The following is a 14,218-nucleotide window of genomic DNA, read 5'->3' as shown; positions in this document are numbered from 1 at the left end:
GCCGGCTTGTCCGGCTGGCGAAACGGCGCCGCCGGGTCAGCCGCGAGCGAGGCCGGCGAGCACGTGCTCGGTGCCGGCCAGGTGGCGGCGGACGGTCCGGATCGCGACCGTCACGTCGCCCCGCTCGATCGCGTCGACCAGCCGCACGTGCTCGGCGTTCGAGTGGCCCAGGACCTCGCGCGGGTGGGCGATGTGGGCGATCAGCTCGGTCGCGCCGGCCTGGATCTCGGTCGCCTGCAGCACCAGCCGCCGGACGCCGGTCAGCTCGACGAGGGCGATGTGCAGCGCGACGTCGGCGCGGCGGTAGGCGGGGAAGGCGTCGGCCGCGTCCATCAGCTCGATCTGGCGCCGCATCGCCGCGATCCCGGGAGCGACGACGTCGGGCTCGCTGGCCGCGCGCTCGGCGGCCAGGCAGACCGCGCCGACCTCGAACGCCCGCCGCGCGGCCACCTGGTCGCGCCAGTCGGCGGGCAGCGGACCGGGCTCCTGGTGGGCGGCCAGCGGCGGCTGCTCGGCGACGAAGGTGCCGCCGCCGCGGCCGCGCTGGGAGACCAGGTGGCCGGACTGGACCAGCGCCGTCAGCGCCTGGCGGAGGGTCGAGCGCGAGATCCGCAGCTGCTCGGCCAGCTCGCGCTCGGGCGGCAGCTGGTGGCCGGGAGCGAGCACGCCGAGACGGATCGCGCTGCCCAGCCGCTCGACGGTCTCCTCGAAGGTCGTCGGGGCGTGGACGGGGGAGAGGACCGCCTCGGTGGCGTCGGCCGCCATGCCGGTGACGCTACACCGCCGACCGCGCGGTGACGTGGCCGGCGGACGGGCGGCGGACGGCGCGGCGCCCGCCGAAGTATTCTGAGCGGTCTCTCCCTCCGCGTCCGGGCGGTACGACGACCGCCGGTAGGACGTGGGTTCCACCGTCACCGGAGCACCTTCATGGCCACCGCTTTCGCTTCCGAGCCCACCGATCCCGAGGTCCGGGAGGAGATCGTCTCGCTCGTCCGCCAGTTCACCGACGAGCAGGTGATCCCGCAGGCCGAGCACTACGACGCCAAGGACGAGTGGCCCGCGCCGATCGTCGACGGCCTCAAGGAGCTGGGCCTCTTCGGCGTCACGCTGCCGGAGGAGTACGGCGGCCTCGGCCTCGATCTCCAGACCTACGCGCGGATCGCCGAGGAGCTGGCCCGCGGCTGGATCTCGATCCCGGGCATCATCAACACCCACTTCATCGGCGCCTACCTGCTGATGAAGTTCGGCACCGACGAGCAGAAGCAGAAGTACCTGCCGCAGATGGCGACCGGCGAGCTGCGGGCCGCGTTCTCGCTCTCCGAGCCGCACTGCGGGTCGGACGTGCAGGCGATCAAGACCGCCGCCAAGAAGCTCGACGACGGCCGCTACGAGATCAACGGCCAGAAGCTGTGGGTCACCAACGGCCTGATGAGCGGCCTGGTCTTCGTGCTCGTGGTCACCGATCCCGAGGCGCAGCCGAAGTACAAGGGCATGACCTGCTTCATCTGCGAGAAGGAGCCGGGCGTCGAGGTCAACACCGGCGAGTACGAGGGCTTCGAGGTCCCGCCGAAGATCAAGAAGATGGGCTACAAGGGCGTCGAGTCCACGGAGCTCGTCTTCAACGGCTACAAGCTCGGCGCCGACCAGATCCTCGGCGGCGAGGAGGGCGGCCTGAACAAGGGCTTCAAGCAGATGATGGACTCGCTCGAGGTCGGTCGCGTCAACGTCGCCGCCCGCGGCGTCGGGGTCGCCCAGCGCGCCTTCGAGCTGGCGATCCGCTACGCCCAGGAGCGCGAGACGTTCGGCAAGCCGATCGCCCAGCACCAGCTGGTGCAGGAGAAGCTGGCCGACATGGCGACCCGCACCGAGGCCGCCCGCCTGCTGACCTACCGCGCCGCGGAGCTGAAGGACAAGGGCGAGCGCTCGGACACCGAGGCCGCGATGGCGAAGCTGGCCGCCTCCGAGGCGGGCCACAAGAACGCCGAGGAGTCGCTGCGGATCCACGGCGGGTTCGGCTTCTCCAAGGAGTACGAGATCGAGCGGATCTACCGCGACGCGCCGCTGCTGCTGATCGGCGAGGGCACCAGCGACATCCAGCGGATGGGCATCGCCAAGGGACTGCTGAAGCGCTACGCGATCTAGCGGGGCGGCGGGGCGGGGCGGGGCGGCCCGCCGGCTGCGACGTTCCGGTCGCTCGGCGACCGGAACGTCACAGGAGACGGGAGCGGAGCTGGTCGACCAGCGTGGTCGGCCGCTCGGCCAGCTGGTGCCAGCCGATCCGGAGCACGGTGTAGCCGGCGGCGACCAGGATCGCGTCCCGCTCGCGGTCGCGCCGACGGCGGTCATCGCCGGCGTGCCAGCGCTCGCCGTCGGCCTCGACGATCAGGCCGGCGTCCGGCCACAGGAAGTCGACCTCCAGGCCGAGGACGACCTCGTTGACCAGCGGCAGCGGCAGGCCGTGCTCGCGCAGCAGCGTCAGCAGCCGCCGCTCCAGCTCGCTGGCCGTGCGGTGCATCCCCGGATCGTCGACCGCGTCGAGCACCGCGCGCAGCCGCCGGACGCCGGGATGCGGTCGCTCGTCGAGGCGCTGGCGGAGCGCGAGCGGGTCGACGAGGTGGTTGACGAGCACCGTCCGTACCGCGCTCCGCAGCGCCGTCGGGCCGACCCGCGAGGCCAGGTCGACCAGCGTCCGCGCCGGGTCGGTGACGAGCAGCCCGCTGCCGAGCCGGATGGTCGGCAGGTCGTCGTCGGCGTGGTGGATGCGGATCCCGGGCCGCGGCCGCCGGCGACCGCCGACGACGGTCACCTCGACGATCCGCGCCGGCCGCGGCAGCAGGCCGAGCAGGTGCCCGGCGGTCAGGTGGCTGAGCGGATGGGCCGACCCGATCGCCAGCTGCGCCGCCCAGGCCGCGGGCACGGCGCCGCGCTGGGCCGCGCCGACCACGTAGACGCCGCGGTGGCGGCGGGTCAGGACGCCGGTCGCCGCCAGCCGCGAGGCGGCGCGGGCGTCGACGCCGGCGGCGCGCAGCTGGTCGAGCGACACCAGGCCGGCCTGCCGCTCGGCGGTGCGGACGATCCGGGGCCAGTGACGGGACATCGCGCGAGGGTGACGCGCGGCGGGCCTCCCGAACCGGATCGCACGAAGTTGGCGCAGGTTCGGCACGGAGTCGTCACGCCCCGCTCCGCCCGCTGCGACGTTCCGGTCGCTCAGCGACCGGAACGTGACGGGCGGCGGTCGACGGGCGGCGGGGAGGCCGCGCGGCCCCGGCGCGGCGCGAGCGCGGGGCGTAGGCTGGCCGCATGCCGGAGCTGCACGTCCTGCGGGTCTTCTGCGACGAGGCGGGTCGTCACGGCAACCCGCTCGGCGTCGTGCTCGACGGGGGCGCGGTGGCGGCGGCGGAGCGGCAGGGCGTGGCGGCGGCGCTGGGGTTCTCGGAGACGGTCTTCGTCGACGATCGCGCGAGCGGGGCGCTGCGGATCTTCACCCCCTCGACCGAGCTGCCGCTGGCCGGTCATCCGCTGGTCGGCAGCTCGTGGCTGCTGGCCCACGTCGGCACGCCGGTGAGCGTCCTGCGGCCGCCGGCGGGCGAGGTCCCGACCGGTGCCGACGCCGACGGCGCCTGGATCGAGGCCCGGCCCGAGGACGGTCCCCGCTTCACGCTCGTCGAGCACGCGACGCCGGAGGACGTCGACGGGTTGCCGGTCCCGCGCGGCACCCACGTCCACATGGACGCCTGGGCCTGGGAGGACGAGGCCGCCGGCCGCGTCCGGGCCCGGGTCTTCGTCGACGAGATCGGGGTCCCGGAGGACGAGGCGACCGGCTCGGCCGCGCTGCGGCTGGTCGAGGCGCTCGGCCGGCCGCTGACGATCCGCCAGGGCCGGGGCTCGATCATCGAGGGCGAGCCGGCCGCCAACGGCCGCGTGCGGGTCGCCGGCCGGGTGGTGCTCGACGAGCGCGTCGAGCTGGCCAGCCGGCTCTGAGCGGCCGCGGGCGCCCGCCCTCTAGGCCGGGCTGATCCGCACCGCGGTCCCGTAGGCGCAGACCTCGGTGCCGACGCTGGCGTACTCGTTGGTCTCGAAGCGGAAGGCGAGGATCGCGTTCGCGCCGCGCTCCTCGGCCTCCTGGGAGAGCCGCTCCAGCGCCTCGGCGCGGCTGTCGTGGAGCATCTTCGTGATCCCCTTCAGCTCGCCGCCGACGAGCGACTTGAAGCCGGCGCCGATGTTCGAGCCGACGTTGCGCGAGCGGACGGTGAGGCCGAAGACCTCGCCGATCACCTCGTCGATCCGGTGGCCGGGGACGTCGTTGGTGGTGACGATCAGCATGGCGGCCACCCTACGGGGCGGCTCGGCCCGTCCGCGAGCCCTTCACGAGATCGTCATCGGTCGGGTGATAAGTCATCTGATGACCTGGTAGCCTGCGGAGCGTGTCGCTCTCGTCCCTCGGTCGCAGCGCCCTCAGCGAGCTCGCCGTCGAGCAGCTGCGCGACCAGCTGGCCGCCGGCTCGTGGCCGGTCGGCGCCCGCCTGCCGGCCGAGGCCGAGCTGGCGCGGCAGCTCGACGTCGGTCGCTCGACCGTCCGCGAGGCGGTTCGGGTGCTCGTCCACGCCGGCCAGCTGGAGACCCGTCAGGGCTCCGGCACCTACGTCCGCGCGCTCGAGCCGCCGCCCGAGTGGGAGCCGCGCGTCCGCCGGGCCGAGGTGCTCGAGGTCTACGAGGTCCGCGAGGCGCTCGAGTCGCAGGCCGCCCGGCTGGCCGCACTACGCCGCACCGACGGCGACCTGGAGCGGATCGACGCCGCGCTCGCCGACCGCGAGCGGACCCGCGCCGCCGGCGAGGTCGAGCCGTTCGTCGACGCCGACCTGGCCTTCCACGCCGCGGTCGTCGAGGCGGCCGGCAACGCGCTGCTGAGCGAGATGTTCCGCTCGTTCCTGAGCGTCCTGCGGGCGGCCCTGATCGACGTCGTCGAGGGCCAGGTGATCGACAAGATCGACTCGACCGACGCCCACGCCGCCCTCCGCGACGCGATCCGCGACGGCGATCCCGAGCGAGCCGTCGCCGCCACCCACGACAACGTCACCGTCACCGCCCGCGGCCTGCGCGAGCGGCCCGACCCGAGGAGCACCCGATGAGCACATCGGACCGCCTGGCCGTGCCGGGCCAGCCGACCTGGAACCCCCAGCGGTCGAGCGGGATGCCGTTCGAGCGCTACCGGCCGTTCCACCAGCGCGTCCCCTTCGAGCTGGCGGACCGGACCTGGCCCTCGCGCCGGATCGAGCGGGCGCCGCTGTGGGCCGCGGTCGACCTCCGCGACGGCAACCAGGCGCTGATCGATCCGATGGACACGGAGCGCAAGCGGCGGCTCTTCGACCTGCTCGTGCGGATGGGCTTCAAGGAGATCGAGGTCGGCTACCCGGCGTCGGGCAGCACCGACTTCGACTTCGTCCGCAGCCTGATCGAGGACGACGCGATCCCCGACGACGTCCGGATCATGGTCCTGACCCCGGCCCGGACCGAGCTGATCGAGCGCACCTACGACGCGCTCGAGGGCGTCGACAACGTGCTCGTCCACCTGTACACCGCGACCTCGCCGCTGTGGCGCGAGCACGTGCTCGGGGTCGACGCCGACGGCCTGATCGACCTCGTCCGGACCGGGGCCGAGGCGCTCCAGCGCGGCGCCGAGCGGCTGCCCGGCTCCGACGTGCGGCTGGAGTTCTCGCCCGAGACCTTCGTCCTCACCGAGCCCGAGCTGGCGCTGGCCGTCTGCGACGCGGTGACCGGCGTCTGGCAGCCGACCGTCGAGGACCCGATCGTCCTCAACCTGCCGTCGACGGTCGAGGTCTCGACGCCGAACGTCTTCGCCGACCAGATCGAGTGGATGGACCGCAACCTCGCCCGTCGCGAGGGCGTGATCCTCTCGGTCCACCCGCACAACGACCGCGGGACCGGCGTCGCCGCGGCCGAGCTGGCGATGATGGCCGGCGCCGACCGGATCGAGGGCTGCCTGTTCGGCAACGGCGAGCGGACCGGCAACGTCTGCCTGATCACGCTGGCCCTCAACCTCTTCACCCAGGGCGTCGACCCGCAGCTCGACCTCTCCGACATCGACGAGGTCCGGCGCGAGGTCGAGCACGCCAACCAGCTGCGGGTGCCCGAGCGCCACGCCTACGGCGGCGACCTGGTCTACACCTCGTTCTCCGGCACCCACCAGGACGCGATCAACAAGGTCTTCGCCCGCCGCGAGCGGACCGCGCGGGAGACCGGCGTGGCGGTCGACGAGCAGCCGTGGGAGGTGCCCTACCTGCCGATCGACCCGCACGACGTCGGCCGCTCGTACGAGGCCGTGATCCGGGTCAACAGCCAGTCCGGCAAGGGCGGCATGGCCTACCTGATGAAGACCGAGCACGGGCTGGAGCTGCCGAAGCGGCTGCAGATCGAGTTCTCCCAGATCGTCCAGCGCCACACCGACGCCGAGGGCGGCGAGTTCTCGGCCGAGCGGCTGTGGGAGCTGTTCTCCGACGCCTACCTGCCGCGCGAGGGCGAGCGCTGGGGCCGCTACCGGATCCGCGGCCACCGGACCGCCTCGCAGGAGGACGGCCGCGACCGGCTCGACGTCGACCTCGACGTCGACGGCGAGCTGCGGACCCTGACCGGCACCGGCAACGGCCCGATCGACGCCTTCCTCGCCGCGCTCCAGCCGCTGGTCGGGACGGTCGTCGTCCGCGACTACGTCGAGCACGCGCTCAGCGCCGGCGGCGACGCCCGCGCCGCGGCCTACGTCGAGTGCGAGGTCGACGGCCGGGTGCTGTGGGGCGTCGCGATCCACGAGAACATCGTCCGGGCCTCGCTCGGCGCGGTGGTCAGCGCGATCAACCGCGCCGTGCGCGGCTGAGCGGCCCGGGACCGCTCGGGGTCGGCGGCCGGGGATCGACCCGGGACGGCTCCGGGCGATCCCCGATGGTGGCGCGGGTCGCGGCCGAGCAGGGTGGCGACCATGACCCCCGCACGTCCCTCCTCCCGGTCCGCGCTGACGGCCGCGCTCGCCGCCGCGGCCTGCCTGGCCGTGCCCGCCGTCGCCAGCGCCGACGGGCTCCGTTGGCGCGCCTGCGCCAGCGCCGAGACCGCTCCCGGCCTCCAGTGCGCCTCGCTGCGGGTGCCGCTCGACTGGGCCCGCCCGCACGCCGGGCCGACGGTGCGGCTGGCGATCGCCCGGCTGCCCGCCCGCGACCGCCGGCGGCGGATCGGCCCGCTGTTCGTCAACCCCGGCGGACCGGGCGGCTCGGCGGTCGAGGCCGTCGGGCTGGAGCTGCTGACCCCGCGCGCCACGATGGGCGCGCTGCGCGAGCGGTTCGACGTGATCGGCGTCGACCCGCGCGGCGTCGGCGGCAGCACGCCGCTGCGCTGCGGTTCGGCGCTGGCGCGGCTGGGGGTGCCGCCGGTCGACCTGGACGACGCGTCGTTCGCGGCCTTCCGGCGAGCGAACGCCGCCGCCGGCCGCGAGTGCCGGCGGCGCAGCGGCCCGCTCTTCGACCACGTCGACGGCGCGACCGCGGCCCGCGACGTCGACGCGGTTCGGCGGGCGCTCGGGGCGCGCCGGATCTCGTGGCTCGGCCTCTCCTACGGCTCGCTGCTGGGGGAGGACTACGCCGCCCGCTACCCGCGGCGCGTGCGGGCGATGGTGCTCGACGGGGCCGTCGACCGCGCCCGGCCGATCGAGCGGGCGCTGGTCGAGGAGGCCGCCGCCCAGGGCCGCTCCTTCGACGCCTTCGGCGCCTGGTGCGCGGCGACCAGCGCGTGCGCGCTCCACGGCCAGGACGTGGCGGCGGTCCTCGACCGGCTGATGGCGGCGCCGGGCGGCGTCCCCGACTCCGCGATCGGGCGGCCCGCGACCGGGGCCGAGATCACCTACGGGCTCAACGAGGGCCTGCAGATGCCGGACGCGTGGCCGCTGGTGGCCGAGGTGCTGGCGAGGGCCGACGGGCAGCACGGGCCCGCCGACGCGGCCGGGATCGTCCGCCGCCCGCCGGCCGTCGACCCGCTCTACCGGACCGCCACCTGCGCCGACCTCGACGCCGCGATCGGCTCGGCGGCCGACGCCCGCCGGCTGCAGCGACGGGTCCAGGCCGTCGCTCCCCACACCTGGCGCTACACGGAGTGGTGGGAGGTCATGACCGGCTGCAGCGGCTGGCCGGTGCGCCGCCGCGACCGCGCCACCGCCGGTCGCGTGACCGGGGTCGAGCGGGCGCTGGTGGTCGGCAACGCGACCGACGCCTCGACGCCGCTGCCGTGGGCCCGCAGCCTGGCGCGGCGGATCGACGGCAGCCGGCTGCTGACCTACGAGGGGGTCGGCCACACCGGCCTCTTCCACTCGCGCTGCGTCCAGCGGCAGGAGGCGCGGTTCCTGGTCACCCGCGCGCTGCCGCCGCGCGGCGCGGTCTGCCGCAGCTGAGCCCGGCCCGCGCCGTCAGGCCAACCCGGCCCGGCGGCGCGGCGGCTCGGGCAGTGCGCCCTCCAGCCGCAGGATCCGGCGCATGATCGCCAGCGCGCCGGCGTAGGTGGCGTCCATCCCGAAGAAGCTCAGCCCGCGCGCCCCGAGCGTGCGGGCCTGGGTGTAGGGCGTGTCCGAGGCGTAGTGGATGACCCCGAAGTCGAGCGGCAGCCGGGCCAGGCTGACCGCCTCGCCGACCGGGTGGCGATCGGCGTCCGACAGCTCGTGGACGGCGGCGCAGTAGGGGCCGGCCTCCATCTCGACCACCGTGTACGCCTCGCGGTAGTAGAAGTCCAGGTGGTCGCGGTTCTGGAGGAAGGTCGACCGCACCGTCACCGCCCGCTGGTTGTCGAGCCCGGTCCCGTAGCGCAGGTCGCGCTGCAGGTCCTCGGTCCCGAAGGCGTTGTCGAGCCAGTAGGTCGTGCGGGTGTGCTCGTCGTGGACGACGCCGCTGATCAGCACGTCGCCGACGTCGGCGTTGAGCGTCGCCGCCTTGCCCAGCACGTAGACGCCGCGCAGGCGGGCGACGTCGACGGCGACCTCGCGGAGGATGTTGTAGGCCGAGATCCCCAGCGGGTAGTCGACGTTCACCACCACCGCGCGGCTGGCCCGCAAGGCGGCGGCGTCGACCGCGCCCAGCCGGCGGTCGAGCCGGGTCGGGTCGAGCCGGTCGACGGCGATCGCCTGGACCGGGATCCGCAGCGCCCCGGTCGGCGCCAGGTCGAGCACGCCGGCCTCGCCCTCGGCGGCCAGCCGCTCGGCCGGGCGGGCGTCGAAGTAGGAGCGGGCGGCGAAGTAGAGGAGGTTCTCCAGCGAGCCGTCGCTGCGGCCCTCGCGAATCCGGGTCAGCTCGCGCCGCAGGTCGTCCGGACCGCGCCGCTCGACGTCGGCCAGCAGCAGCTCGCGGTGCTCGTCGGCGATCCCGGTCACCAGGTTGACCAGCGAGTGGGTGTTGGAGGAGACGAAGTAGACCGGCCGCTCGTGCAGGTCCTCGACCACCAGCGCGTCGCGGACCGGCCGCCACCAGTCGCGGGTGACCCGCGCGTAGCCGACGTTGCTGGTGCCCAGCGTCCGCAGCCGCAGGTCGCAGCGGCGGGCCGGCATCCCGCGCAGCCGCTCGCCGAAGCGCTCGCCCCACGACTCCCGCAGCCGCTGCCAGTCGTCGACCGCGCCGCCGAGCACCGTGGCCAGCCGCTCGGGGTCGGTCGGCGGCTGCGGCTCGCCGCTGGCCCGCAGGCGCGCGCGGACCTTGTTCCACTCGATCTGGAAGGCGACGAGGGTCGGGACCAGGTCGTCGACGTCCGACCCGCTGGCCACCAGCACCGCCAGCGTCTCGTCCGGGCCGACCCGCCACAGCCGCCGGCGGGCGGGCGCCTCGGCCTCGGGCCAGCCGGCGGCGTCGAAGCCGGCGTCGGCGAACTGGCCCGGCTCCTGCCCGAGCACGATCAGCCGCGTCTCGGCGATCTGGTCGGGCAGCCGCCGGATCGCGTAGAGGAAGGCGCCCAGGTCGAGCTCGTCGGTCGCCGCCAGCGGGTGGAGGCTGGAGCCCATCGCGCGGTGCGACGGCTCGAGGATCCGCAGCCGCGTCTCGCCGCTGGAGCGCAGCAGCGTGGTGTAGGTGCGGTGGTAGAGCTCGACCTCGTCGGAGAGCCCGTGCGACCGCTCGCCGGTGGGGGCGGAGGAGGCCACGCGCTCGGACATGGCCGCAGTCTGGCAGGGCCGGCGAACGGCACGGGAACGGCGCGTTCCGACAGTGAGTCGTTTCACGCAACCAACTGCGCTACAGTTCGTCTTGTCATACGACTCACTCGGTTCCGGCGGAGGCTGCGCCGGGCCGGGGACCCACGAGACCAGGAGCAGAGATGCGCTCTCCCATCGGCCGCGAGGTCGTGATCGTCGAGGCGGTGCGGACGCCGATCGGCCGCGGACGCAGCGACGTCGGCTACTACCGCGACGTCCACCCGAACGCGCTGCTGGGCGCGGTCTACCAGGGCCTGATCGACCGCACCGGGATCGACGCGGCGATCGTCCAGGACGTGATCGCCGGTGCCGTCGGGCAGGTCGGCGAGCAGTCCAACAACATCGCGCGCAACGCCTGGCTCCAGGCCGGGCTGCCGGTCACCACGCCGGCGGCGACGATCGACCGCCAGTGCGGTTCGGCCCAGGAGGCGGTCAACTTCGCCGCCGCGCTGATCGCGGCCGGCGTCTACGACGTCGTGATCGGCGGCGGCGTCGAGCACATGGGCCACGTGCCGATGGGCGCCAACCTGGCCGACGGGGCCCACGGCACGCCGTGGCCGCCGGAGCTGATGGACCGCTACGACCTGATCCCGCAGGGGCTCTCGGCCGAGCTGATCGCCGAGCGGTGGGAGATCACCCGCGCCGACCTCGACGCGTTCGGCGTCCGCTCGCAGCAGCTGGCCGCGCGGGCGACCGCCGAGGGCCGGTTCGAGCGCGAGCTGCTGCCGTTCGAGGTCGACGGCCAGCCGATCGTCGCCGACCAGGGGATCCGACCCGACACCAACCTCGAGTCGCTGGCCAAGCTGCGGCCGGCCTTCCGTCCCGACGGGCGGATCACGGCGGCGACCTCGTCCCAGATCTCCGACGGCGCGGCCGGCGTGCTGCTGATGAGCGCCGAGAAGGCCGCCGAGCTGGGCCTGACCCCGCGGGCCCGGATCGTCGACCACTTCACGGCCGGCGTCGACCCGGTGATCATGCTGACCGGCCCGATCCCCGCGACCCGCGGGATCCTGGAGCGCAACGACCTCGGGATCGGCGACCTCGACCTGATCGAGATCAACGAGGCGTTCGCGTCGGTCGTGCTGGCGTGGGAGCGCGAGCTGCACCCCGACATGGACCGCGTCAACGTCAACGGCGGCGCGCTGGCCCTCGGCCATCCGCTGGGGTCGAGCGGGGCGCGGCTGATCACGACCCTGCTGCACGAGCTGGAGCGCTCCGACGGCGAGCTCGGCCTGGTGACGATGTGCACCGCCGGCGGGACCGGGCCGGCGACGCTGATCCAGCGGGTCTGAGCGGGGCGCGCGGTCGCGCGCTGATACATTCGTGTAACAGTGTGTGACCGCCAGTCCCCGTCGATGCTCGAGGAGCCGCCGCCGGCCGGGGCCGAGGCGATCGCGGTCGTCGCCGCGACCGTCCGCCGCCACGGTCGCGACGGCCAGCCACTGCTGCTGCTCGACGCCGTCGACTGGCGGGTCGCGGCGGGCGAGCAGTGGGTGGTGCTGGGGCCGAACGGCGCCGGCAAGAGCACGCTGCTGCAGCTTGCCGGCGGGGCCCTGCAGCCGACGGCGGGGCAGGTGCGGATCCTCGGCGCGCGGGTCGGCGGCACCGACCTGCGGACGCTGCGCGAGCGGATCGGGCGGGTCGACGCGGCGACGACGCGGGCGCTGCGGCCGGCGCTCGACGGGCTGCAGGTGGTGCTGACCGGCGCCTTCGGCAGCATCGCCCTCCAGCAGCGGCGGTTGCGCGAGGAGCACGAGGCGCGGGCGCGGGGGCTGCTGGCGCTGGTCGGGGCCGAGCCGCTGGCGACCCGGCGCTTCGACGACTGCTCCCAGGGCGAGCGGCAGCGGCTGCTGCTGGCGCGGGCGCTGATGGGCGGGGCGCGGGGGCCGGAGCTGCTGCTGCTCGACGAGCCGGCGACCGGACTCGACCTGCCCTCGCGCGAGCGGCTGGTGAGCGCGGTCGCGGCGACCGCGCGCGAGCGGCCGGAGCTGCCGACGGTGACGGTCACCCACCACGTCGAGGAGATCCCGCCGACCACCACCCACGCGCTGCTGCTGGCGGAGGGACGGGTGGTCGCGGTGGGGCCGGTGGACGGGGTCCTGCGCGACGAGCCGCTGAGCCGCTGCTTCGGGATCGGGCTCGAGGTCTCCCGGGCGGGTGGTCGCTGGGCGGCCCGCGTCGCGTCGGCTGCGACAGCGGTGTAACAGGATGGGCGAGCTCGTGGACTCCCCGGGGCTCGACGACGACCGGCTGCGGCGGGTCCGCGACCGGCTCGGCGCGCGCGACTGGCGGACGGTGACGCTGAGCGAGCTGGCGGAGGCGGCGGGCGTCTCGCGGATGACCCTCCACCGCCACGGGATCGGCAAGGACGAGGTCCTGGCCCAGCTGGCGGGGACGCTGGAGCGCGAGCACCGCGAGGCGCTGTTCCCGGCGCTGGTGGCGGAGGGGGCGGGACGCGAGCGGCTGCGCCAGGCACTCGCGGCGCTGTGCGTGGTCAACGAGCGCTACCTGGGGATGATCGAGGCGCTGGGCGAGCAGCTCGATCGGGTCTTCCACGACCAGGAGGAGGGGCCGGTGCTGACCCGGGCGGGGTTCACCGACGGCCTGCGGCGGATCGTCGAGGACGGCGTCGCCGACGGCAGCCTCCGCAGCGAGGACCCGGCGGAGACGGCGACCCTGCTCTTCAACGCGATCGGCTGGACCTACCGGCACATGCGGCTGGGGCACCGGTGGCCGCCCGAGCGGGCGCGGGCGGGGCTGGTGGCCCTGCTGGTCGACGGCGTCGCGGTCTGACCGGCCAGGGTCAGTCGGGGATCCGGCCGCGTTCCGGGTGGCCCTGCGTTCGCAGCAGCCGCGAGATCGCGATCCGGTGGCCGGCCATCCAGCGGTAGGCGCGGTCGGTCGGGCCGGGCAGGTGACGGGCGATCCAGGATCCCGGTGCGGCGCCCGGCAGCTCGTGCAGGACCGCGGCCAGGGCGGCGCCACCGGACTCGCGGCGGCCGTCGGGGTGGATCACGTGCCAGGTGGCCAGCTGGGCCTCGGGCGAGAGGTCGGCGAGCAGCCCCTGCTGGTGGCGCTGGATCAGGTCGTCGGCCAGCCGCCCGCGCCGATCCCAGCGGCGCAGCAGATCGCGCCCGCTGAGGCAGAACCCGCAGTTGGCGTCGAACAGCACCAGCAGCCGCTCGCCGCGGCCGGGAGGATCGCCGGGACGGAGCGCGGAGGGCTCGGGCGGGGTGCTCACCGTTCGAGCGTAGTACGGCGGGGCAGTCTCGTCGGTGCGGTTGGGCACGGGGGAGGAGGAGAGGCAGGTCGGTGGCAGCGGTTGGCTGGTCGGTGGCAGGGTCGGCTGGTCGGTGGTGGGCGTTGGTCGAGTGGTGGGCGGTGATCGGTCGGCGGGCGTTGCCGCGGCGGCCTCGGTTGGTGCTGCGGCGGCGTCCTCGACCGAGGCTGGTGGTTGGTCAGCGAGGCACGTACGGGAGCGGGGCGGGCGGCGTGGCGGTGCGAGCCGTGGTCCTTGGGGGGGCGGGGGCGGATGGGGCGGCTTGGGCGGCCGGGGGCGACTCGGGCGACCGGGCGGGCATGACGCGCCAAACCCCAAGCGGCCACGCGCCCACGGCGCGTCATGCCGGCAGGACGAGCACCACGCGCCCCGCCCGACGACGCCACCTGCCCGCGGCGCGCTATGCCGGTAGGGCGCGCGTGGTGCGCCACACCGTGCGGCGGGCCGGCGTGGCGCAGGCCATGCTGGCCGGGCGAAAGCCCTACGCGCCATACCCGAGCGGCCCACCGGCCTGGGGCGCTTCGTGCCCGTAAGGTGCGCATCACGCGCCACACCTCGCGGCGCCGCTGGCCCGGGGCGCGCTGCGCACCCCAGCCGCTCAGGCTGGTGCCGGAGATGCCGTCCCGAGGTGCCGCGCCGTCGGTCCCGCTCCCGTACGTGCCCTCGCTGGTCCGCGGACGGCGTTCGTCGAGGCGGATGCGGCAACGCCGACC

General features: G+C 75.0%; 13 protein-coding genes. 8 read left to right on the top strand and 5 right to left on the bottom strand.

Annotation, left to right across the window (positions count from 1 at the left end; translation table 11 throughout):
• Positions 1–36 precede the first annotated feature (36 nt).
• Positions 37–765: a FadR/GntR family transcriptional regulator gene (locus SH587_RS06310; protein WP_320669731.1), complete on the bottom strand. Its 729-nt coding sequence runs from the start codon at positions 763–765 to the stop codon at positions 37–39.
• A 162-nt stretch (positions 766–927) separates the two neighbouring features.
• On the opposite strand from SH587_RS06310, the gene SH587_RS06305 reads away from it, so the two are divergent.
• Positions 928–2,142, top strand: coding sequence for an acyl-CoA dehydrogenase family protein (locus tag SH587_RS06305; RefSeq protein ID WP_320669730.1), 1,215 nt, complete (start codon positions 928–930; stop codon positions 2,140–2,142).
• Between the two features lie 67 nt (positions 2,143–2,209).
• Here the strand turns inward: SH587_RS06305 and SH587_RS06300 are convergent, their stop codons facing one another.
• Positions 2,210–3,097: a type IV toxin-antitoxin system AbiEi family antitoxin domain-containing protein gene (locus SH587_RS06300; protein WP_320669729.1), complete on the bottom strand. Its 888-nt coding sequence runs from the start codon at positions 3,095–3,097 to the stop codon at positions 2,210–2,212.
• A 203-nt stretch (positions 3,098–3,300) separates the two neighbouring features.
• Here SH587_RS06300 and SH587_RS06295 point away from each other — a divergent pair, with 203 nt between their 5' ends.
• Positions 3,301–3,981 carry a PhzF family protein gene (locus SH587_RS06295; protein ID WP_320669728.1) on the top strand — a complete coding sequence of 227 codons (681 nt, stop codon included), beginning with the start codon at positions 3,301–3,303 and terminating at the stop codon, positions 3,979–3,981.
• Between the two features lie 21 nt (positions 3,982–4,002).
• Here the strand turns inward: SH587_RS06295 and SH587_RS06290 are convergent, their stop codons facing one another.
• Positions 4,003–4,323, bottom strand: coding sequence for a YbjQ family protein (locus tag SH587_RS06290; protein ID WP_320669727.1), 321 nt, complete (start codon positions 4,321–4,323; stop codon positions 4,003–4,005).
• Positions 4,324–4,424: 101 nt separating this feature from the next.
• Here SH587_RS06290 and SH587_RS06285 point away from each other — a divergent pair, with 101 nt between their 5' ends.
• From SH587_RS06285 to SH587_RS06275, 3 genes are all read left to right on the top strand, one after another.
• Positions 4,425–5,129 carry a FadR/GntR family transcriptional regulator gene (locus tag SH587_RS06285; RefSeq protein WP_320669726.1) on the top strand — a complete coding sequence of 235 codons (705 nt, stop codon included), beginning with the start codon at positions 4,425–4,427 and terminating at the stop codon, positions 5,127–5,129.
• Entirely contained in the window at positions 5,126–6,889 is a 1,764-nt protein-coding gene (gene leuA, locus SH587_RS06280) for a 2-isopropylmalate synthase (RefSeq protein ID WP_320669725.1), read from the top strand. Before SH587_RS06285 ends, leuA begins: the two co-directional genes overlap by 4 nt.
• A 102-nt stretch (positions 6,890–6,991) precedes the next feature.
• The gene (locus SH587_RS06275) at positions 6,992–8,446 is read left to right on the top strand and encodes an alpha/beta fold hydrolase (RefSeq protein ID WP_320669724.1); all 1,455 of its coding nucleotides are present in this window, start codon (positions 6,992–6,994) and stop codon (positions 8,444–8,446) included.
• A gap of 15 nt (positions 8,447–8,461) precedes the next feature.
• Here the strand turns inward: SH587_RS06275 and SH587_RS06270 are convergent, their stop codons facing one another.
• A complete protein-coding gene (locus SH587_RS06270) occupies positions 8,462–10,186 on the bottom strand; it encodes a DUF6909 family protein (protein WP_320669723.1) in 1,725 nt (574 codons plus the stop codon).
• 161 nt (positions 10,187–10,347) lie between these two features.
• Between SH587_RS06270 and SH587_RS06265 the strand changes: the two genes are divergently transcribed.
• The 3 genes from SH587_RS06265 to SH587_RS06255 all read left to right on the top strand — a co-directional run bounded on the left by SH587_RS06265 (position 10,348) and on the right by SH587_RS06255 (position 13,018).
• A complete protein-coding gene (locus tag SH587_RS06265) occupies positions 10,348–11,517 on the top strand; it encodes a thiolase family protein (protein ID WP_320669722.1) in 1,170 nt (389 codons plus the stop codon).
• A gap of 63 nt (positions 11,518–11,580) precedes the next feature.
• A complete protein-coding gene (locus SH587_RS06260; RefSeq protein WP_320669721.1) occupies positions 11,581–12,429 on the top strand; it encodes an ABC transporter ATP-binding protein in 849 nt (282 codons plus the stop codon).
• Between the two features lie 16 nt (positions 12,430–12,445).
• Entirely contained in the window at positions 12,446–13,018 is a 573-nt protein-coding gene (locus tag SH587_RS06255; protein ID WP_320669720.1) for a TetR-type transcription factor C-terminal domain-containing protein, read from the top strand.
• Positions 13,019–13,028: 10 nt separating this feature from the next.
• Here the strand turns inward: SH587_RS06255 and SH587_RS06250 are convergent, their stop codons facing one another.
• Positions 13,029–13,466 (bottom strand): DCC1-like thiol-disulfide oxidoreductase family protein, encoded by a 438-nt coding sequence (locus tag SH587_RS06250; RefSeq protein WP_320669719.1) that lies wholly within the window; start codon positions 13,464–13,466, stop codon positions 13,029–13,031.
• Positions 13,467–14,218 lie beyond the last annotated feature (752 nt).

It is taken from the genome of Patulibacter defluvii (assembly GCF_034096925.1).
Lineage (GTDB): Bacteria > Actinomycetota > Thermoleophilia > Solirubrobacterales > Solirubrobacteraceae > Patulibacter > Patulibacter defluvii.
This window is presented reverse-complemented; position numbering and strand designations above follow the sequence as displayed.